A 19,242-nucleotide genomic window follows, 5' to 3' on the forward strand; every position below is an offset into this window, starting at 1 on the left:
TCCTCTCGTCTGCTGGCTGTATTTCAGGCGCATCGTTGCGCAGGAGACCCTGGCCCTGATTTGCTGCGGCGAGAAAGGGACCAGCCTGTTGCCCCGGCACCCGCATCCCTCTGTCTGCGGGGGGAGCGTCCAGCTCGCGGGGAACGACCCCGGCTCCGGAACCGGTCTGGCCCGCTTGTGCTAAAGCGCTTATGTGCGTGCAGCAGGGGATTTTGCAGCGCTCGTAGTGCAGCGGAATATTCTACGCGTCGCAGCGCAGGCATGCCAGGAACGGGAGGCGGTGATTTGCGCGGGCCGGGGCGTGCGGCGCCGGTCACTCTCTGCCATGAGCAGGTTTACTCCCGGTCAGGGATCGGGAAATCTCTGAAGCTGCGAATTCAAAAGCAAGGATCGGAGTGAACCGCGGGATGCGGCACAGTAGAGTGACGGCATCCTGCTCAGGAACATGAGAGAAAAAATGCCGCAGATCAGCACCAGACCGACCGGGACCGAGAAGGACCCCCGCTGGCACCGCATCCTTGCGCGGGATGCGGCGGCGGATGGGCACTTTGTCTATGCAGTCGTGACGACCGGCATCTATTGTCGCCCTTCCTGCCCGTCGCGCCGGGCAAAGCCGCAGAATATCCGCTTCTTTGACGCGCCTCGGGCGGCGGAGGCGGCCGGGTTCCGCCCCTGCCTTCGCTGCAACCCGAAAGGGCCGTCTCTGGCCCAGACCAATGCCGCCCTGGTGGCCGAGGCCTGCCGTCTGATCGAGGCCTCGGATGTTTTGCCGAAGCTGGATGATCTGGCCGCGAGAATCGGTTTGAGCCCGTTCTGGTTCCACCGCCAGTTCAGGGCGGTCACCGGCCTGACCCCCCGGCAATGGGCGGTGGCGCATCGCAGCCGACGGGTCCGGGCAGAACTTGCGGACCGCAAGGAAAGCGTGACCAGCGCGATTTTTGGCGCAGGATTCGGCTCAAACAGCCGGTTTTATGAGCGCTCGGACGAGGTTCTGGGGATGACGCCGACCGCGTTCAGGAACGGGGGGAGTGAGATGGATATCCGTTTCGCGCTGGGGGAAAGCAGCCTCGGCGCCATTCTGGTTGCACAAAGCGACCGGGGGATCTGTGCGATCACGCTCGGGGATGATCCCGAGGCGCTGCTGCGCGATTTAGAGGACCGTTATCCCAGGGCGAGACTGATCGGCGGCGACGCCGGGTTCGAGGCTCTGGTCGCGCGGGTGGTGGGCTTTGTCGAGGCGCCGGGGATCGGGCTTGATCTGCCGCTGGATATCCGGGGCACCGCCTTTCAGGAGCGGGTCTGGCAGGCGCTGCGGCAGATCCCGCCGGGGGAAACGGCTTCTTACGCCGATATCGCCCGGTGGATCGGGGCGCCAAAGGCGGTGCGCGCGGTGGCGCAGGCCTGTGGCGCCAACCGGCTTGCAGTGGCCATTCCCTGCCACCGCGTGGTGCGCAATGACGGGGCGCTGTCGGGCTATCGCTGGGGCGTCGCGCGCAAACGCGTGCTGCTGGACAGGGAGGCCGGTGAATGAGCGCTGCCCCGGATGCCGGCGCGCTGTGGTTCGGGCAGGTCGCGACGCCGATCGGCGCGATGATCCTCGTTACCGATGCCGAAGACATGCTGGTTGCCAGCGAATATGGTGATCATCAGGACAGGCTGCATCGCCTGCTTGGGCGCCGCCTCGGGGCTTTCGTGCTGCATCCTGCCGGCGGGCCGCAAAGGGCTGCGGCGGCGCTTGCGGCCTATTTCAACGGCGATCTGGCTGCGATCAACGGGATCCCGGTCAGGCTGAATGGCAGCGCGTTCCAGAACCGGGCCTGGACGGCTTTGCGCCAGATTCCACCGGGCAGGCCTGCGAGCTATGGCGATCAGGCGCTGCGGATCGGCAGCCCCAAAGCCGCCCGGGCGGTGGGGCATGCCAATCAGAGCAACCCCTATAACCTGGTGGTGCCCTGCCACCGCGTCATCGGCGCGGGCGGCGCGCTGACCGGCTATGCCGGCGGGCTGGACCGGAAACGCTGGCTCCTCGATCACGAGAGGCGGTATGCGGGCCTCTGACCTTTCCTTGCCCCGTCCGGTTTCAGACGGGGCAGAGGGGTTTGGTCTCAGGGCAACAGCACGACCTTCGGCGCCGCGATGCGGTTGGTGATGATATCATCAAAGGCCGCCGCCCCCTGATCCAGTCTCCGCATTTCGGCCCAGTCGCAGGGGCCCAGGCGGCCATCGGCAATCGCCAGGGCGCAATCGGTGAAATCGGCGCTGGTATAGGTATAGGTGCCGATAAAGGTGATCTCTTGCAGGGTCATGCGGCGGATGTTCAGACCGTCAACGGCCGCGCCCAACCCGATATGCACGATCACCCCGCCCGGGCGCACGAGATCCGAGGCGGTCTGGCGTGTGGCGGCAAAACCCACCGCGTCGATCACCAGATCGGGGCTGGCCGCCCCCTGAGCCCCGGTTGCCGGAGCCTCGGCCGCCAGGCGGAAATCGCTGATCCCAGCGAGGCGGGCGCGGCGGATCGGGTTCGGCTCGACCAGGGTGATCTCGCCGCAGCCCGCCGCCTTTGCGGCCAGGGCCGCACCAAAGCCGATGGCGCCGCCGCCAAGGATCAGCACCCGTTCCGCCACCCCGGCCAGCGCATGACCTGCCAGCCGCATCCCATGCCAGCCGCAGGCCAGCGGCTCGGCCAGGCAGGCGGTGCTGGCGGGCAGGCTGTCCGGGATCGGCACCAGGTTTCGCTCTGGCGAGGTGATGTATTCGGCGAATCCCCCCTCGCGCGGCGGCATCGAGATGATCTGGCGATCCGGGCAAAGATTGTCACGCCCCGCCAGGCAGGAAGGGCAATGGCCGCAGGTCGCCAGCGGGTTGACGGTGACGCGCGTACCCTTGAGCGGCCCGCTGGCGATGGTGCCGGCGACCTCATGGCCCAGGATCAGCGGCGCCGGGCGGCGTTCGTCATGGCCGAGCCAGGCATGGATATCCGAGCCGCAAATGCCCGAGGCCTCGACCCGGATCAGCACCTCGCCTTTGCCGGGAACCGGGTCGGGAACCTCACGCATTTCAAGCCGGCGCGCGCCGGTATAGACCAGAGCCTTCATTTCGCGGTGAACCCCCCGTCGACCATCAGGATCTGCCCGGTGACGTAGGAAGACGCCTCCGAGCAGAGGAACAGGAGCGGGCCGTCCATGTCTTCCGGCTCGCCATTGCGACCCAGACAGGTCTGGGCGGCGTTGCGGGCGGCCAGCGCCTCATCGGCAAAGACGCGGGCGGTCAGTTCGGTGCGGAAAAAGCCGGGGCCAAGCGCATTGGCGGTGATACCGGCGCCCGACCAGGCCTCGGCCATGGCGCGGGTCATCTGCGCAACGGCCCCTTTCGAGGCGCCATAGGCGATCCCTGCCGGGAAGGCGCGGTAAGATTGCAGCGAGGCGAAATTGACGATCCGCCCCCAGCCCTTCGCGCGCATCCCCGGCACCAGCGCCTGGGCCAGAAAAAACGGCGTCGAGAGATTGAGGCCCAGCGTCAGATCCCAGGCCTCACTGGTGACCTCATCGGCGGGCTGGCGGGTGTTGACGCCGGCCGCGTTGATCAGGATATCGGGCGGCCCGAAGACCTGCGCCGCCTCATGTGCCAGATAGCCGATGCCGTTTCTGAGTGTCAGATCGGCGGCCAGCGGGTGGATGCCCCCGGCCTCGTTTGCCAGGGTTTCCAGCTCCGCCTCGCGCCGGGCGATGGCGATGACTTTGGCCCCCCTTCGCGCGAGGGTCAGGGCGGCCTGCCGCCCCAGCCCGCTGCTTGCGCCGGTGACGCAGGCGATGCGGCCTTCGACCGAGAAGAGATCAGCCATTTGCGCTCAGCTCGAATTCGGTATCGGGGAAGTATTTCTTCAGCCGGATATCGGCGGTGCGGGCATGACCCTCCATCCCTTCGAGCCGTGAGATCCGCGCGGTCGCCTCGGCAATCGGGCGGGCGCCTTCGCGGGTGGCACGCTGCCAGGTGACGACTTTCATATACTTATGCACCGACAGCCCGCCCGTGTAGCGCGCCGCACCCGAAGTCGGCAGCACATGGTTCGGCCCCGCCGCCTTGTCGCCAAAGGCCACGGTGGTCTCTTCACCAAGGAAAAGCGAGCCGTAGCATTTCAGCCGGTTCAGCCACCAGTCGAGATCGGCGGCCTGGACGGTCAGATGCTCGGGCGCGTAATCATCCGAAGCCGCCGCCATCTCTTCGCGGTTCTCGCAAAGGATCACCTCGGCATAGTCGCGCCAGGCGGCCTCTGCGTTCATCCGGTTGACCTCGGGCAGGGTGGATATCAGCACCGGCACCAGATCCAGCACTTCGCGCGCGAGTTTCTCGCTGTCGGTCACCAGCCAGACGGGGGAGTTGTAGCCATGCTCGGCCTGGCCGACGAGGTCGGTCGCCACCACCATCGGATCGGCGCTGCCATCGGCCAGCACCAGGCTGTCGGTCGGGCCGGCGAACATGTCGATGCCGACGCGGCCAAAGAGGATGCGCTTTGCCTCGGCGACGAACTGGTTGCCGGGGCCGACGAGGATGTCCGCAGGCGGGCTGTCGAAAAGGCCGAAGGCCATGGCGGCGATGCCCTGGACGCCGCCCAGCGACAGGATGCGGTCGGCGCCGCAAAGGTCAGCGGCATAGATGATTGCCGGGCTGATCCCCACCCCCGGGCGCGGTGGCGAGCAGGCGGTCACATGCTGGCAGCCCGCCACCCGCGCGGTGGTCACCGTCATAATCGCCGAGGCGACATGGCTGTAGCGCCCGCCCGGCACATAGCAGCCGACCGAGCGGCAGGGGATCGAGCGCTGGCCGGTGGTCAGGCCCGGCACCAGTTCGACCTGGAAATCGGAAAGCGAGGCACGCTGAGCCTCGGCAAAGCGGCGCACATTGTCATGGGCAAAGCGGATATCGTCCTGGAGTTTTTGCGGCACCAGCAAGCGGGCAGCGTCGATCTCGTCACGGGTGAGGACGATATTACCCTCGTATTTATCCAGCTCGATCGCGTATTTCCGCGCGGCCTCATCACCGCCGCGCTCGATATCGCCCAGGATGCGTTGCACGATCTGGCGCGTTTCGCCCGCATCGGTGTTTGCCGTTTTCGCCGCCTTTTTCAGGTAGTTCAGTGTCATGAAATCCTCCGGTTGGCATAAGCCCGCCCACGCCCCCGGCGGGGTGTAATCCGCCGGAAACCAGGTCGCCTCCTCCTGACATGGTGTCGATGTAAGCGCTTTCATTCGGATCGCGCAAGCCCCTCTGATCGGTTCTGGTCAAAATTCTTGCTTGCTGCGAAACTGCCCGGCGATTTGCGCGAATGGTGAGGGGCGACGCGTGACGGAAAAGACATCCCATGCAACGGTGGATGATGTGGCGCAGCTGGCGGGGGTCTCGACCGCCACGGTCTCGCGCTGCCTGAATTCGCCCGACCGCGTGGTGGCGGCGACGCGCGAAAAGGTCATGGCGGCGGTGCGTGCGCTGAATTACACGCCGAATTTCGGCGCCAGGGCGCTGGCGTCAAAGCGCACCGGCATTATCGGCGCTGTGGTGCCGACGCTGGAAAACGCCGTCTTCGCGCATGGGGTGGATGCGTTCGAGCGCTCGCTGCCACAGGGGAAATTCTCGCTGCTGGTGGCCTCGTCGGGCTATGATGCGGCACGGGAAAAACACCAGATCGAGGCGCTGGTGGCGCGGGGGGCAGATGGCCTGCTGCTGGTGGGGTTCGAACGTGATCCCGCGATCTATGACTGGCTGGCGGTGCGTAAGGTGCCCTATGTGCTGGCCTGGTCCAGCGGTGACCAGCATCCCTTTGCCGGCTTCGACAACCGCGCGGGAATTGCTGCGATGATGCGGATGGTGCTGGCACTGGGGCATCGCAATATCGCGATGATCTCGGGGATGACCGAGGGCAATGACCGGGCGCGGGACCGTCTTGAGGGCGCGCGCGCCGCGCTGGAGGCCGAGGGGCTTGCTTTTCGCGGCGTGATCGAGGTGGCTTATGGGCTTGAGGGCGGCGCGGCCGCCTTCGGTGATCTGATGCAGGACCGGAGCATCACGGCGGTGATCTGCGGCAATGATGTGCTGGCGGCTGGCGCGCTGCGCGCCGCGCGTCGCATGGGGTTGCGGGTGCCCGAAGATGTCACCATCACAGGTTTCGACGATATCGACATCGCGGAAATCACCTTTCCCGAGCTGACCACCGTGCGCGTGCCGCATACCCGCATGGGCGAGGAGGCGGCGCGGCTTTTGCAGGATCTGATCGCAGGCAAGGCGGGTGGCAGCGTGCTTTTGCCGACCGAAGTGGTGACGCGCGGCACCCATGCGCCACCGGTGGACTCGGTTCGATTCGGCCGGGTCTGAACGGGGTGGCGGCGGGTCCCGCGCGCTGCCACGGATGCGGAAATTTTATCAACACATTGATATCGAATGGCTAAAGACGGAATCCGGCTGCGGATCCCGCAGCTTTGGCCGCTTTTGCAATGGTCAGTCCCGGAAAATGATTGACTGGCTGAAACATCTATGTAACCGCTTACATAACTCATGGGGAGGATGAGGATGTCTCGCAAGGCAATGGTGGGGGCGGCCACGATTCTGGCGGCTCTGACCCTTTGGTATCTGTTGACGACTGTGCTGGGGGTGATCTCGCCCGGCCGTTTCCCTTCGCCCGCCGACACCTGGTCGGCGCTGGCGCAGGTTTCGGGCAAGGGCTATGCGAATGGGGTCCTCGGCGAACATGTGCTGCGTTCGGTGCTGCTGGTCACGCTGGGTTTCATCGTGGCGGTTGTGACCGGGGTGCCGCTGGGCCTGTGGATGGGGTGGAGCCGGCGGGCCGAGGCGGTGATCAACCCGGTCTTCCTGGTGATCCGCCCGATCCCGCCGCTGGCCTGGATTCCGCTGGCGATCCTCTGGCTGGGCCTTGGCGATATGGCCAAGATCCTGGTGATCTGGTTCGCGGCCTTTGTGCCCTCGGTGATCAATTCCTATGCCGGGGTAAGGAACCTTGACCGCACGCTGATCGAGGCTGCGAAGATGCTGGGTACGCCCTTCACCACTTTCGTGCGGGAAATCCTGCTGCCGGGGGCCAGCCCGATGATCTTTACCGGCCTCAGGCTCTCACTCCAGGCCTCCTGGACCACGCTGGTCGCGGCAGAGCTGGTGGGCGCCATGACCGGTCTTGGCCGGGTGCTGAACGTGGCGCAGCAGGATCTTTACCCCGGTATGATCCTTGTCGGCATGATCGCGGTGACGATTTGCGGCTGGCTGATGACGGTGGCCCTGGGCATGGCGGAGAAGCGGGCCCTCGCATGGAACACCGCCACACAGGCAGGGAGCTGAGCCATGCGGGTTTTCGACGCAAAGAACACCTTGATCCTCGGGCTGATGGGCTTTGGCGGTTTCCTGCTTCTGTGGACGCTGCTGGCGATTTCCGGCCTGATCCCCAGCCTTTTCCTGCCCTCTCCCCTCGCCGTGGCCGAGCGGTTTGTCTATCTGCTGGACAACCGTTTCGCTGGCGGCACGCTGATCGACCATCTCTGGGCGAGCCTGCTGCGCTTTGCCGGCGGCTTTGGGCTGGCGGTGGTGATCGGCGTGCCGCTGGGGCTGTTGATGGGCTGGTTCCGGCTGCTTGACGATATCGTCACGCCCCTGTTCGACGCCGTGCGTTTCATCGCGCCCATCGCCTGGGTGCCCTTTGCCGCGCTGTGGTTCGGCACCGGCATTGGCGGGCCGATTATGATCATCTTTGCCGGCGCTTTCCCGCCCTGTCTGATCAACGCCTATCGCGGCGCCAAATTCGCCGATCCGCGGCTGATCGAGGCCGGGCGGATGCTGGGCACACCGGATCACCGGATGATCTCGGAGATCCTGCTGCCTTCGGCGGTGCCTTCGATCATCGCGGGCCTGCGGATCTCGGCCGGGCTTGGCTGGCAGTCGCTGGTGGGTGCCGAGCTGATCGTCGCCTCGACCGGCATCGGCTATATGATGGTCCAGGGCCAGGGCAATGTCTCGACCACCACGGTCATGGCCGGGATGATCGGCATCGGCATCATCGGTCTCATCATCGACATCATCCTGCGACGCACCGAGGAAATCATCCTGCGCCGTCGCGGCCTTGCACATTAATCACGAGGGATCAGACAGATGGGAGCGATCCGCTTCGACGATGTCGGCCGGTTCTACGGCAATAAGACCGGCGGTTTCCAGGCGCTGAAAGGCGTCAACCTGGAGATTTCCGACAAGGAGTTCATGGCTGTCGTCGGGCCTTCGGGCTGCGGCAAGACCACGCTTCTGCGCTTTGTCGCGGGGTTTGACCGGCCAAGCTCCGGCACGGTTTCGGTGAATGGGATCAGGGTGACAAAACCCGGCCCGGATCGTGCGGTTGTCTTCCAGCAATTCGCGCTGATGCCCTGGAAGACGGTGCGCGAGAATATCGACCTCGGGCTGAGAAATATCGGTATCGCCCGGGCCGAACGTCAGAGCCGCATCGCGGCGACCCTGCAGCTGATGAACCTGACCGGCCATGCCGATGCTTTCCCGCATCAGCTGTCTGGCGGTATGCAGCAGCGGGTCTCCATCGCGCGGGCCTGGGTGCTGGATCCCGAGGTGCTCTTGATGGATGAACCCTTCGGCGCGCTGGATGCGCAGACCCGGGTGGTGATGCAGGAGGAACTTGTCCGCCTTGCCCGCCGCAATCCGCGCACCGTGATGTTCATCACCCATGCGGTGGAAGAAGCCGTCTACCTGGCCGACCGCGTCGCCATCATGGCGCGCCAGCCCGGGCGGATCAAAGAGATCATCGACATCCGCCCGATCCGCGAGGCGGAGGGCTGGGATGCCCATGAGAAGATCGAGGACGTGATGGATCTGGAAAGCTTTGTGCATCTGCGCACCCGGATCTGGCGCAGCCTTCGGGAAGAAAAGGCGATGGAACTCGCCTGAAGACCAAAGACCAAATCAACCGATCCGACTTTCTGGGAGGAAAAGATGAGAAGCGGTATTCATGCAGGCCTTGCCCTTGGCACGGCCATAGGGGCGCTTGTGCTTGCGGCGGGCGCTTCCAGTGCCGAGACGATCCGGGTCAGCTATCAGCCCTCGCTTTACTGGGCGCTGCCCTTCCATGTGGCGACGGAAAAAGGCTGGTGGGCCGAGGTCGGGCTGGAGCCCGAGTTTGTCACCTTCCCCGCCGGCGCGCCGCAGATCGCGGCGGCCCAGGCGAAAGACTGGGATGTGGGCGGCACCGGCTCGGTGCCCGCAATCCTGGGCGCGGCGCGTTTCGGGCTGAAGACCATCGGCCTTACGAATGACGAATCGCGCACCAATGCGATTATGACGGCTGCGGCGGATATCGAGGCGGTGAAGGCCGATCCCTCGCAGATCACCGGCCTTGTGGTCACGACCAATTCCACCGCCGATTACGCTGCCCGCGCCTGCCTCGCGCAGATGGGCGTCGATGCGGGCCAGGTTGAGTTCATCAATCTCGCCCAGGCCCAGATCATCTCGGCTGCGATCTCGGGGAATGGCCGTTTCGCGGGCGTCTGGGCACCGAATACCTATACTTTGCAGGAACGTGCGGGGTATGATTACCTGTGCTCGGGCGCCGATGCCGGGGCGATTGTGCCCGGCGCCCTGGTCGCGCGTGAGGATTACGCGGCGGACAATCCCGAGGCGGTGCAGAAATTCCTCGCCGTCTATCTGAAGGCCATCACCTGGATCAAAGCCAATCCGGATGAGGCGAAAGAGATGCTGGTTGCTTTCTACTCTGAAGGCGGCGTCGAGATTTCCGATGCCGGGGCCTCGGCCGAATTCGCGCTGCGCCCGACCTTCACGCTTGAGGAACAGCTTGCGCTGATGGCGCGCGATGCGGGGGCGTCGAAGGTCGACACCTGGCTGACCGATATCGCGGGCTTTATGACCAGCGTGGGCACCATTCCCGCCGCACCCGATGCCGCGAGCTATATCGACGGCAGCTTTATGCAGGCGGTGGGCGACAGCGCCGAACTTTCGGCCTTCGTCGCCGCCAACTGATCACCCAGAGCGACCTGAACCGGCCGGGCCTGTGCCCGGCCGCTTTTTATGTCAGCGAGACCTGGTAGATCAGCCCTTCGGTGCGGCACAGGCTGCGGCGGCACTCTACCGCGCGGCCCATGATGTCAAAAGCGACCCGGTCGATGCAGAGGATCGGCGCGCCCGGTTTCAGGTTCAGCGCCTTTGCCGTTTCAGGATCGGCCTCGACTGCGGTGATCGATTCATCGGCGCGCAGAATGATGCAGCCGTAATTCTGCTGGTAAAGCACATATAGCGTGTTCGGCAGCGGCGCCCGCAGGTCGAGGCCCGCAAAGCGATTGGCCGAGACCACGGCGGTCTCCAGCACGCTCGGCGCGCCTTTCAGACTGCGCAGCCGGCGGATCTCATAGACCCGGGCTGGCGCATCCTCCAGCACCTTGCGCTCTTCCCCGGTCGCATCGCGGGTGGTCACCACCTCGCTCATCAGCTCGGGGCGAATCATCGTGCCATCGGGTTCGCGCAACCGGAAGAAGTTGAAGAGCGCATTGTCCGGCGTGCGCGCGGTCACGAATGTGCCGCGCCCCTGTTCGCGCTTCACGATGCCCAGCTGCTCCAGCACCATCAGCGATTTGCGCGCCGTGCCCTGCGACACTCCGGTATCCGCCGCGATCTGCATTTCACTGGGCAACATCGAGCCCGGCAGCAGCTCGCCCGAGGAAATCTGGGCGACGATCCGGTCGATCACGGTCTGGTAAAGCGGTGCGGCCATAGCGGTTCCTGCTGTTTTCACGACGCTATCACGGGCGCCGATCTTCGCACAAGAATTATAGAATAACTCTTGTATAAGAGTAATTATACATGATACGAATTCAGGCAGGGTAACACAGCAATCCAGGGGAGGAGCCCATGAGTATCCCGCAACTTCTGGTCCACGATCACGCGGACAATGTCGGCGTCGTCGTCGTCGAAAATCTGAAAGCCGGCACCGAGATGATCTGTGTCGTCACCCATGACAATTCCGACTTCCGCCTTGTCGCCAATGCCGACATCCCGATTGGTCACAAGGTCGCGCTGAAGCCGCTGAAGGCCGGCGATACCGTCACCAAATATGGCGAAGACATTGGCCGTATGGTCGGTGACGCGGGCGTTGGCGATCACGTCCATACCCATAACTGCAAAACGAAACGGTGGTGATCAGATGGCACTCGATTTCAGCAATGCGACGGTGAAAGCCTGGCGGCGTGAGAATGGCCGTGTGGGTGTGCGCAACCACGTTCTGATCCTGCCGGTCGATGATATTTCCAACGCGGCCTGCGAGGCGGTGTCGAACAATGTCAAAGGAACGATGGCGATCCCGCATGCTTACGGGCGTCTCCAGTTCGGCGAAGACCTGGAGCTTCACTTCCGCACCATTATCGGCACCGGCGCCAATCCGAACGTCGCCGCCGTGGTGGTGATCGGGATCGAGCCGGAATGGACCAAAGTGATCGTCGACGGCATCGCCAAAACCGGCAAGCCGGTCACCGGCTTCTCGATTGAACAGAAGGGCGATTTCGAGACCATCCGCGCCGCCAGCTGGAAGGCCAAGGAATATGTCCATTGGGCATCCGAGCTGCAGAAAGAAGACTGCCCGGTCTCGGATCTCTGGATCTCGACGAAATGCGGCGAAAGCGACACGACCACGGGTCTCTCCTCCTGCCCGACCGTCGGCAATATGTATGACAAGCTCTTGCCGCAGGGCATCTATGGCTGCTTTGGCGAGACCTCGGAAATCACCGGGGCCGAGCATATCTGCGAGAAGCGCGCTGCGACCCCCGAGGCTGCCGCGAAGTTCAAGCAGATCTGGCAGGCCTATTCCGATGACGTGATCTTCGCGCATCAGACCGATGACCTTTCCGACAGCCAGCCGACCAAGGGGAATATCCTTGGCGGTCTGACCACCATCGAGGAAAAGGCGCTTGGCAATCTGGAAAAGATCGGCCGCACCTCGACCTATATCGACGCGATGGGTCCAGCTGAGGCGCCGTCGAAAGGCCCGGGGCTTTACTTCATGGACAGTTCCTCGGCAGCGGCGGAATGCGTGACGCTGATGGCGGCGGGCGGTTATGTCATCCACACCTTCCCGACCGGGCAGGGCAATGTGGTCGGCAATCCGATCGTGCCGGTGATCAAGATCTCGGGCAATCCGCGCACTTTGCGCACCATGTCGGAACATATCGACGTGGATGTGACCGGCGTGCTGACCCGCGAGATGACCATCGACCAGGCCGGTGACTCGCTGATCGAGATGATCATGCGTACCGCCAATGGCCGCATGACCTGCGCCGAGGCTCTGGGCCATCGCGAATTCTCGATGACCAAGCTTTACCGCAGCGCCTGATCTGCGATCCTTCTCTTGCGCCAAGACCCCGGCCCTGCGATTGTCGCGGGGCCGGGAATATACGGTCTGAGCCCGGAGCGGAAAGCCATGGCACAAATCGACGAAACGCGGGCCTCTGATGCCCGCCCCGCCGGGCTGCGTGGAACGGCGCTTTGGCTCTCTGCCAACAGGCTTTTCCCCGGCATTGCGGTCTCGATCCTGGTCGCGGTCACCGCGCAGTTCCTGTCAGATCATTACGGGGCGCCCGCGATGCTGATGGCGCTCCTGATGGGGCTCGCGCTGAATTTCCTTGCCGATGCGGGGACGCGGACCGAGGCCGGGATCGGCTTTTCCGCCCGAACCGTATTGCGGCTTGGCGTGGCGCTGCTGGGGGCGCGGATCTCGGTCGAGATGCTGACGAAACTCGGCACCGGCATGATTCTGCTGGTGATCGCCGGGGTCGCCGCGACGATCCTGTTTGCGATGCTGGCGGCGAAGGTCTTCGGGCGCGGCTGGCGTATGGCGCTGCTTTCTGGCGGCGCGGTGGCGATCTGCGGCGCCTCGGCAGCCATGGCCATCGCCGCCGTGCTGCCCCGCACCGACAAATCCGAGCGCAACCTCGCCTTCACCGTGATGGCGGTCACCATCCTCTCGACCGCCGCGATGATCGCCTATCCGCCGCTTTCGACCTGGTTCGGTTTTACGCCCCTGGAATCCGGGGTCTTCCTTGGCGGCACCATCCATGACGTGGCCCAGGTGGTCGGCGCCGGCTTCTCGATCAGCCCGGAAGTGGGCGAGACGGCGACGGTGGTGAAGCTGATCCGCGTCGCCATGCTGGCGCCGGTGGTGCTGGGTTTCTCGCTGGTTATCCGCGCCTGGCATCTGGGTGAAGAGAACCCCGGCGGCATCCGTCCGCCATTGCTGCCCTCCTTCGTCGTCTGGTTCCTGGTGCTGGCGGCGCTGAATTCCTTTGGCGTCATCCCGTCTTCGGTTGCCTGGTTCGCCGAACAGACCAGCCGCTGGGCGCTTTTGACCGCCATCGCCGCCGTGGGGATCAAGACCTCGCTGGTGAAGATGATGGAGGTCGGCGGTTCGGCCATTGGCCTTGTGGTGGTCGAGACCATCTTCCTCGCCGGTTTCATCCTGATCGGGCTGCATCTGATCAGCTGAGCCTCTCGCTCATTGCGCGAAGTCCCGAGCGCCGCCTCGCCCGCTGCCCCGCCCTTTGTGGCGGGGTTTTTCATTCGGTCTGTCGAATTGTGTAAATTTAACTTACTGTATTGTTTAATATTAGTTCCTTAGTGTTAGAAAAAACATGCGTTACACCGGGTTCAGGAAGAGAGCCAACAGGTGCGCTGTGAGCGGGAATGACAAGACGATGGAAGTGTCGGTCTGGCGCGGGTCCGGGGGCCAGGGCGCCTATGAGATCTTCCAGGTGCCGGCGCAGGACAATCAGACCGTTCTGGATGTGGTGAGCTATATCCAGCAGGAAATCGACCCTTCGCTGACCTATCGCTATGCCTGCAGGGTGGGCATGTGCGGATCCTGCGCGATGATGGTGAATGGCCAGCCGCGCTGGACCTGCCGGACGCATGTGAAAAAGGTGCTGACGGCTGGCAGGCTGACCGTTGCGCCCTTGCGCAACCTGCCGGTGATCCGCGATCTGGCCGCCGATATGGACCCGTTTTTCGAGAAATGGGTCAAGGCGGGTGGCGTGCACAAACCGGGCCGCAGCCGCGACGATGCGATCCAGCAGGTCAGCCCGGAGGATCCGGGCCGGGTCGAGGCGAACAAGGCGATCGAATGCATCAATTGCGCCGTTTGCTACGCCGCCTGCGATACGGTCGCGGGGAGCCCGGATTACCTCGGCCCCGCCGCATTGCAACGCGCCTGGACGCTTTACAACGATGTGAAAGTCACCGACCGCGCCGCCGTTCTGGCCAGCGTCACCGGGCCTGAGGGCTGCACCAATTGCCACAGCCAGGGCAGCTGCACGCGGTTCTGCCCGAATGAGCTGGACCCGCTCGGCTCTGTCGCCGGGCTGAAACGCGCGCTCGCGCGGTCATTTTTCGGGGGGAAGGGCTGATGCTGGGGATACGGCTGTACATGGCGCAACGCCTCAGCGCGATGATGATGGGGCCGCTGGTGCTGGGCCATCTGGCGGTGATGATCTACGCGATCCAGGGCGGGCTTTCCTCGGCCGAGATCCTTGGCCGCACCAAAGGCAGCATCCCCTGGTTCCTGTTCTACGGCGCTTTCGTGCTGGCGGTCTCGGTTCATGCGGCCATCGGGTTGCGGGTCATCCTGCATGAGGTGACGGGCCTGAAGGGCCGTCTGCTGGAGGCTTTCACCTGGGCCGTGATGCTTGGCCTGACGGTGATGGGGGCACGCGCCGTTCTGGCCGTGACGCTGCTGTGATCCGGCCGCACCGGCGCCATCCGCTCTGGCTTGCCTATATGCTGCACCGGCTTTCGGGCCTGGCGCTGGCCTTGTTCCTGCCCGCGCATTTCTGGGTTCTGTCGCTGGCGCTGACCGACCCCGACCAATTGGACCAATTCCTCATCTTTGCCGATAACCCGCTGGTGAAGTTCGCGGAATTCGGCCTCGTCTTTCTGCTCGCAGTGCATTTCTTCGGTGGGCTGAGGCTTCTGGCACTGGAATTCCTGCCCTGGTCGCAGCGGCAAAAGAGCCTCGCCGCCGGCGCCATTGCCGGGGCGCTTCTGATCTCCGGCACATTTCTTCTCAGGGCGGTGTGAGCCATGACCAGGTTCGAAATTGAACGCGACGAGACCGATATTCTGATCCTTGGCTCAGGCGGCGCGGGGCTGTTCGCGGCGTTGCATGCAGCACAAAGCGCGGCTCCGGGCACGCGGATCACGCTGGCGGTCAAGGGGTTGATTGGCAAATGCGGCTGCACGCGGATGGTGCAGGGCGGCTATAACGTGGCGCTTGGCGGCGGCGACACGGTTGAACGCCACTTCATGGACACGATCAATGGCGGCAAATGGCTGCCGAACCAGGACATGGCCTGGCGGCTTTGTGAGCAGGCGGTGGTCAGGATCCGCGAGCTGGAAAACGAGGTCGGCTGCTTCTTTGACCGCAACCCCGATGGCACTTTGCATCAGAAGGCCTTTGCGGGTCAGACCGCCGACCGCACCGTCCATAAGGGGGATCTGACCGGGATCGAGATCATCTCGCGGTTGATGGAACAGGTGCTGGCGCGCCCCGTCCGCAAGCTTCAGGAACACCGCGCCGTTGGCCTGGTGCCAACGAAAGACGGCGCCTCGCTGGCGGGGGTTCTGTTCATCGACATGCGGACCGGGCGGTTCCGGTTTGTCCGCGCGAAGGCGGTGATGATGGGCACCGGCGGCGGGCCGACCATGTATAAGTATCACACGCCTTCCGGCGACAAAACGATGGACGGGCTGGCGATGGCGTTGCGGGTTGGCCTGCCCTTGCGCGACATGGAGATGGTGCAGTTCCACCCGACCGGCCTTCTTGCGGGCGATTACACCCGCATGACCGGCACTGTGCTGGAAGAAGGTCTTCGCGGTGCGGGCGGCCAGCTGCTGAATGCGCGCGGCGAGCGGTTTATGTTCGACTATGACAAGCGCGGCGAGCGGGCGACCCGCGATGTGGTCAGCCGCGGCATCTATGCCGAGATGAGGAAGAACAACGACCCGACCCAGGTTGGTATGTTCATCTCGATGGGCCATCTGGGGCCGGACAACGTTCGCAGGAAATTCGCCGGCATGGTGAAGCGCTGCGCCGACAGCGGCTTTGATCTGGCGGCGGGCAAGGTCGAAGTGGTGCCGACCGCGCATTACTTCATGGGCGGCGTGGTGGTGGACCCGGATACGCGCACCGAGATGGAGGGGCTTTATGTGGCGGGCGAGGATGCCGGCGGCGCGCATGGCTCGAACCGGCTCGGCGGCAATGGGGTGGCGAATTCCACCGTCTTTGGCGGTATCGCGGGGGATGTGATGGCGGCCGACATCCGCCGGATGTCTCTGCGTGATCCGGATGAGACGGTGCTTCAGGCCGAAATCGCCCGTGCCTGCCACCCGTTTTCGAAGAAAGCCGACAAGATCCAGCCGTTGCGCAATAAGCTGCAAGAGGCGATGTGGGAAGATGTCGGCGTCATGCGCACCGGCGCGGGCATGCAGCGCGGCGTGAAACGCGTGGCCGGGATCCGGGCCGAGCTGATGGAGGCCGGCGTTGACCCGTCAAACCTCGCCTTCAACCTGACCTGGCATGACTGGCTGAACATGGCCTCTCTGGTCGAGGTTTCCGAGGTCATCGCCCGCGCCGGGCAGGTGCGGGAAAACTCACGCGGTGCGCATTTTCGCGAGGACTTCCCCGAAAGCGGCGATCTCGAAAGCTCGTATTTCACCCTCGCCCGCAAGCGCGGCGACGATCTGACACTGACCCGCGAACAGGTGCAGTTCACCATCGTCCGCCCTGGCGAGACGGTGCTGCCCGCGCATGAACCCGAAACGCTCGTCGCGACCCAATAAGGAAGCCAGACCGTGATACCGATCAATGTGATCCAGTCCACTGCCGAGGCCCTGATGGCCAAGGCCGCAATCGAGATCCCCGATGATTATCTCGGCGGGCTGAAGGCGGCGGCGGCAACCGAGGATGGTGATCTCTCGTCTTTCGTCCTCCAGGCGATGCTGGAGAATTACGAGGCCGCGAAACAGGACCGCCGCGCGATGTGCGGCGATACCGGCACACCGCGCTGGTATGTGAAAATGGGTAATGACGCCCGGATCGAAGGTGGGCCGATCGCGCTGGAGGAGGCGCTTCGCTGCGCGACGGCGCGGGCGACATCTGCGGTGCCGCTGCGACCCAACCGGGTGCATCCGCTGTGGCGGACCGACCACAACAACAATGTCGGCATCGGCGCGCCCGAGATCGAATATGGCTATGAGCCGGGCGGCGACTGGATCGACCTGATCACCGTGCATAAAGGCGGGCTGTTCGGCACCGATTACCGGATGCTGTTCCCGTCTGACGGCATTCAGGGGATCAAGCGGTTCTACCTCGATTGCCTCGTGGCTTTTGGCAAACGCGGCCTCGCCTGCCAGCCGGCGATCATCGGGATTGGCCTTGGCGGCTGCAAGGACACCTGCATGGTGCTTGGCAAACGCGCGGCCTGTCTGCGCACCGTGGGGGACCGCAATTCCGACCCGAAAATCGCGGCGCTGGAGGAGGAGTTCAAAGAGCTCGGCAATTCCATCGGCATGGGCGCGATGGGCTTTGTCGGCAAGAATATGGTGATCGATACTCATATCGAGGTCGGTTATTGCCACACCGGCGGCATGCAGATGTCGGTCCATGCCTTCTGCCTGTCTTCGCGCCGTGCGGTGGCGCGGATCTTCCCGGACGGGCGGGTCGAACACCGCACCGATCCCGACTGGTTCACCCCCTATCAGCGCCGCGAAACCGTGGGCTGGGACAGTGTTCGGGAGGCCGCAGAATGAAACCGCGTGAGGTCATCCTTTCCACCACGCCCACGCCCGAAGAGATCGCGGCGCTGCGGCTGGGCGACATCGTTTACCTCAACGGGCTGATGTATACCGCCCGCGAAGGCGTCTATATGCGCGCGCTTGAGCAAAGCGCGAATATCCCGATGGAGCTGCCCTCGCAGAGTGCGGCGAATTTCCACTGCTCGCCCGCCGCGACGATCCGTGAGGATGGCACGTTTGATCTGGGGGCGGTCACCGCCACCGCCAGTTTCCGTTTCGCGAAATGGTTGCCGGAATGGATGGCGAAGACCGGGGCAAAGCTGATCATCGGCAAGGGCGGCATGTCCTCGAAAGACTACAAGGAGTATTTTGTTCCCAATGGCGCGGTCTATCTTTCGACCGTGGGTTACGGCACCGGCGCGCTGCTGGGGCGGGGCGTGGAAAATGTCGAGGCCGTGCACTGGAACGAAGAACTCGGCCTTGCCCAGGCGATGTGGGTCATTCGCTGCAACCGGATGGGGCCTTTCCTGGTGGCCTCGGATCTGGACGGCAACTGCCTGTTCGAACGTGAGAACGCGAAGATCGCCGGGAACCTTGAGCGTGTCTATGAGGGCACCAAACCCGCCGTCCTGAAACGCTTTGGCGAGACCGATGACCGCAGCGATGAGCTGATCGGATGAACACCCTGGTGCTTGAGGTGCCGGGCACCTGTCGGCGGCTCTTCCCGGGCCTCGCCTGCGGAATTCTGGGCCGCCTTGCGGCAAAGCGTGGTCAGCGGCTATGCTGGCGCCACGCTGGCCGAACATGTCTGGCACAGCCTGCGCCTGGTGGTGGTCGGCTTTTTCTGCGCCGCGCTGGCCGGAATCCCGCTGGGGCTCCTGATGGGCTATAACCGCCCCGCCGAGGCGCTGATCAACCCGATCTTCTCGCTGATCCGGCCGATCCCGCCGCTGGCCTGGATCCCGCTCGCGATCCTGTGGCTCGGGCTGGGGGATGCGGCCAAGGTGCTGGTGATCTGGCTGGCCGCTTTCGTGCCATCGGTGATCAACGCCCATACCGCGGTGCGCGGCATTGACGGAGCGCTGTTTGCCGCCGCGCGGATGCTGGGGGCGCCGCGGCTGCGGATGGTGACCGAGGTGATCATTCCCGGCGCGCTGCCGATGATCTTTACCGGCCTTCGCCTTTCCCTCCAGGCCGCCTGGACCACGCTGGTCGCGGCCGAGCTGGTCGGCGCGCTGATGGAGGTCGGCTTCGTGCTGAACGTGGCGCAGCAGGACATTTACCCCTCGATGATCCTCGTCGGCATGGTGACGGTCGGGGTGCTTGGCTGGCTGACCACAAAGGGCCTCGTCAGTGTTGAACGCATGGCGCTGGCGCGCTGGCCCCAGGGGAGGAGCTGAA

21 protein-coding genes are annotated in these 19,242 nt (G+C 64.3%); 17 read left to right on the plus strand and 4 right to left on the minus strand.

The features are described 5' to 3' along the window. The first annotated feature begins 457 nt into the window (after window positions 1-457). Window positions 458-1,531, plus strand: a complete 1,074-nt coding sequence (gene ada / locus DRF71_RS11970; protein ID WP_112311295.1) for a bifunctional DNA-binding transcriptional regulator/O6-methylguanine-DNA methyltransferase Ada — start codon at window positions 458-460, stop codon at window positions 1,529-1,531. Continuing rightward, complete coding sequence (locus DRF71_RS11975; RefSeq protein ID WP_112310746.1) at window positions 1,528-2,058, plus strand: methylated-DNA--[protein]-cysteine S-methyltransferase; 531 nt, start codon at window positions 1,528-1,530, stop codon at window positions 2,056-2,058. Before ada ends, DRF71_RS11975 begins: the two co-directional genes overlap by 4 nt. A gap of 47 nt (window positions 2,059-2,105) precedes the next feature. Here DRF71_RS11975 and DRF71_RS11980 read toward each other — a convergent pair whose 3' ends face one another. The 3 genes from DRF71_RS11980 to hisD are packed head-to-tail and all read right to left on the minus strand — an operon-like array spanning window position 2,106 to window position 5,144. Beyond that, the gene (locus tag DRF71_RS11980) at window positions 2,106-3,098 is read right to left on the minus strand and encodes a zinc-dependent alcohol dehydrogenase (protein ID WP_112310747.1); all 993 of its coding nucleotides are present in this window, start codon (window positions 3,096-3,098) and stop codon (window positions 2,106-2,108) included. Beyond that, the gene (locus DRF71_RS11985) at window positions 3,095-3,844 is read right to left on the minus strand and encodes an SDR family NAD(P)-dependent oxidoreductase (protein WP_112310748.1); all 750 of its coding nucleotides are present in this window, start codon (window positions 3,842-3,844) and stop codon (window positions 3,095-3,097) included. Before DRF71_RS11985 ends, DRF71_RS11980 begins: the two co-directional genes overlap by 4 nt. Beyond that, a complete protein-coding gene (gene hisD / locus DRF71_RS11990; protein WP_112310749.1) occupies window positions 3,837-5,144 on the minus strand; it encodes a histidinol dehydrogenase in 1,308 nt (435 codons plus the stop codon). The genes DRF71_RS11985 and hisD overlap by 8 nt, the downstream gene beginning before the upstream one ends. A gap of 199 nt (window positions 5,145-5,343) precedes the next feature. Between hisD and DRF71_RS11995 the strand changes: the two genes are divergently transcribed. From DRF71_RS11995 to DRF71_RS12015, 5 genes are all read left to right on the plus strand, one after another. Further along, on the plus strand, window positions 5,344-6,369 hold the full coding sequence (locus tag DRF71_RS11995) for a LacI family DNA-binding transcriptional regulator (protein WP_112310750.1): 1,026 nt from the start codon (window positions 5,344-5,346) through the stop codon (window positions 6,367-6,369). A 195-nt stretch (window positions 6,370-6,564) separates the two neighbouring features. Further along, window positions 6,565-7,344: an ABC transporter permease gene (locus DRF71_RS12000; protein WP_198672178.1), complete on the plus strand. Its 780-nt coding sequence runs from the start codon at window positions 6,565-6,567 to the stop codon at window positions 7,342-7,344. Window positions 7,345-7,347: 3 nt separating this feature from the next. Then, a complete protein-coding gene (locus DRF71_RS12005; RefSeq protein WP_112310752.1) occupies window positions 7,348-8,130 on the plus strand; it encodes an ABC transporter permease in 783 nt (260 codons plus the stop codon). An 18-nt stretch (window positions 8,131-8,148) separates the two neighbouring features. Then, window positions 8,149-8,946, plus strand: coding sequence for an ABC transporter ATP-binding protein (locus DRF71_RS12010; protein ID WP_112310753.1), 798 nt, complete (start codon window positions 8,149-8,151; stop codon window positions 8,944-8,946). Between the two features lie 45 nt (window positions 8,947-8,991). Further along, on the plus strand, window positions 8,992-10,032 hold the full coding sequence (locus tag DRF71_RS12015; protein ID WP_112310754.1) for an ABC transporter substrate-binding protein: 1,041 nt from the start codon (window positions 8,992-8,994) through the stop codon (window positions 10,030-10,032). A gap of 46 nt (window positions 10,033-10,078) precedes the next feature. On the opposite strand, the gene DRF71_RS12020 is transcribed toward DRF71_RS12015, so the two are convergent. After that, on the minus strand, window positions 10,079-10,780 hold the full coding sequence (locus DRF71_RS12020) for a GntR family transcriptional regulator (protein WP_112310755.1): 702 nt from the start codon (window positions 10,778-10,780) through the stop codon (window positions 10,079-10,081). A 137-nt stretch (window positions 10,781-10,917) separates the two neighbouring features. Between DRF71_RS12020 and DRF71_RS12025 the strand changes: the two genes are divergently transcribed. The 10 genes from DRF71_RS12025 to DRF71_RS12070 all read left to right on the plus strand — a co-directional run bounded on the left by DRF71_RS12025 (window position 10,918) and on the right by DRF71_RS12070 (window position 19,241). Beyond that, on the plus strand, window positions 10,918-11,205 hold the full coding sequence (locus tag DRF71_RS12025) for a UxaA family hydrolase (RefSeq protein ID WP_112310756.1): 288 nt from the start codon (window positions 10,918-10,920) through the stop codon (window positions 11,203-11,205). A gap of 4 nt (window positions 11,206-11,209) precedes the next feature. Beyond that, window positions 11,210-12,391: a UxaA family hydrolase gene (locus DRF71_RS12030; protein ID WP_112310757.1), complete on the plus strand. Its 1,182-nt coding sequence runs from the start codon at window positions 11,210-11,212 to the stop codon at window positions 12,389-12,391. An 87-nt stretch (window positions 12,392-12,478) separates the two neighbouring features. Continuing rightward, window positions 12,479-13,540, plus strand: a complete 1,062-nt coding sequence (locus DRF71_RS12035; protein WP_112310758.1) for a YeiH family protein — start codon at window positions 12,479-12,481, stop codon at window positions 13,538-13,540. A 208-nt stretch (window positions 13,541-13,748) separates the two neighbouring features. Next, window positions 13,749-14,456, plus strand: coding sequence for a succinate dehydrogenase/fumarate reductase iron-sulfur subunit (locus DRF71_RS12040; RefSeq protein WP_232831524.1), 708 nt, complete (start codon window positions 13,749-13,751; stop codon window positions 14,454-14,456). After that, window positions 14,456-14,788, plus strand: coding sequence for a succinate dehydrogenase (locus tag DRF71_RS12045; RefSeq protein ID WP_112310760.1), 333 nt, complete (start codon window positions 14,456-14,458; stop codon window positions 14,786-14,788). The genes DRF71_RS12040 and DRF71_RS12045 overlap by 1 nt, the downstream gene beginning before the upstream one ends. Then, window positions 14,785-15,126 (plus strand): succinate dehydrogenase, cytochrome b556 subunit, encoded by a 342-nt coding sequence (sdhC, locus tag DRF71_RS12050; protein ID WP_112310761.1) that lies wholly within the window; start codon window positions 14,785-14,787, stop codon window positions 15,124-15,126. The genes DRF71_RS12045 and sdhC overlap by 4 nt, the downstream gene beginning before the upstream one ends. A gap of 3 nt (window positions 15,127-15,129) precedes the next feature. Further along, complete coding sequence (locus DRF71_RS12055) at window positions 15,130-16,887, plus strand: L-aspartate oxidase (RefSeq protein ID WP_112310762.1); 1,758 nt, start codon at window positions 15,130-15,132, stop codon at window positions 16,885-16,887. 12 nt (window positions 16,888-16,899) lie between these two features. Continuing rightward, complete coding sequence (locus tag DRF71_RS12060; protein WP_112310763.1) at window positions 16,900-17,856, plus strand: fumarate hydratase; 957 nt, start codon at window positions 16,900-16,902, stop codon at window positions 17,854-17,856. After that, window positions 17,853-18,521 (plus strand): fumarate hydratase C-terminal domain-containing protein, encoded by a 669-nt coding sequence (locus DRF71_RS12065; RefSeq protein ID WP_112310764.1) that lies wholly within the window; start codon window positions 17,853-17,855, stop codon window positions 18,519-18,521. Before DRF71_RS12060 ends, DRF71_RS12065 begins: the two co-directional genes overlap by 4 nt. A 75-nt stretch (window positions 18,522-18,596) precedes the next feature. Continuing rightward, the gene (locus tag DRF71_RS12070; RefSeq protein WP_198672179.1) at window positions 18,597-19,241 is read left to right on the plus strand and encodes an ABC transporter permease; all 645 of its coding nucleotides are present in this window, start codon (window positions 18,597-18,599) and stop codon (window positions 19,239-19,241) included. Window position 19,242: the final 1 nt, after the last annotated feature.

This window comes from Pseudogemmobacter bohemicus (assembly GCF_003290025.1).
In the GTDB taxonomy this organism is placed as follows: Bacteria; Pseudomonadota; Alphaproteobacteria; order Rhodobacterales; family Rhodobacteraceae; genus Pseudogemmobacter; species Pseudogemmobacter bohemicus.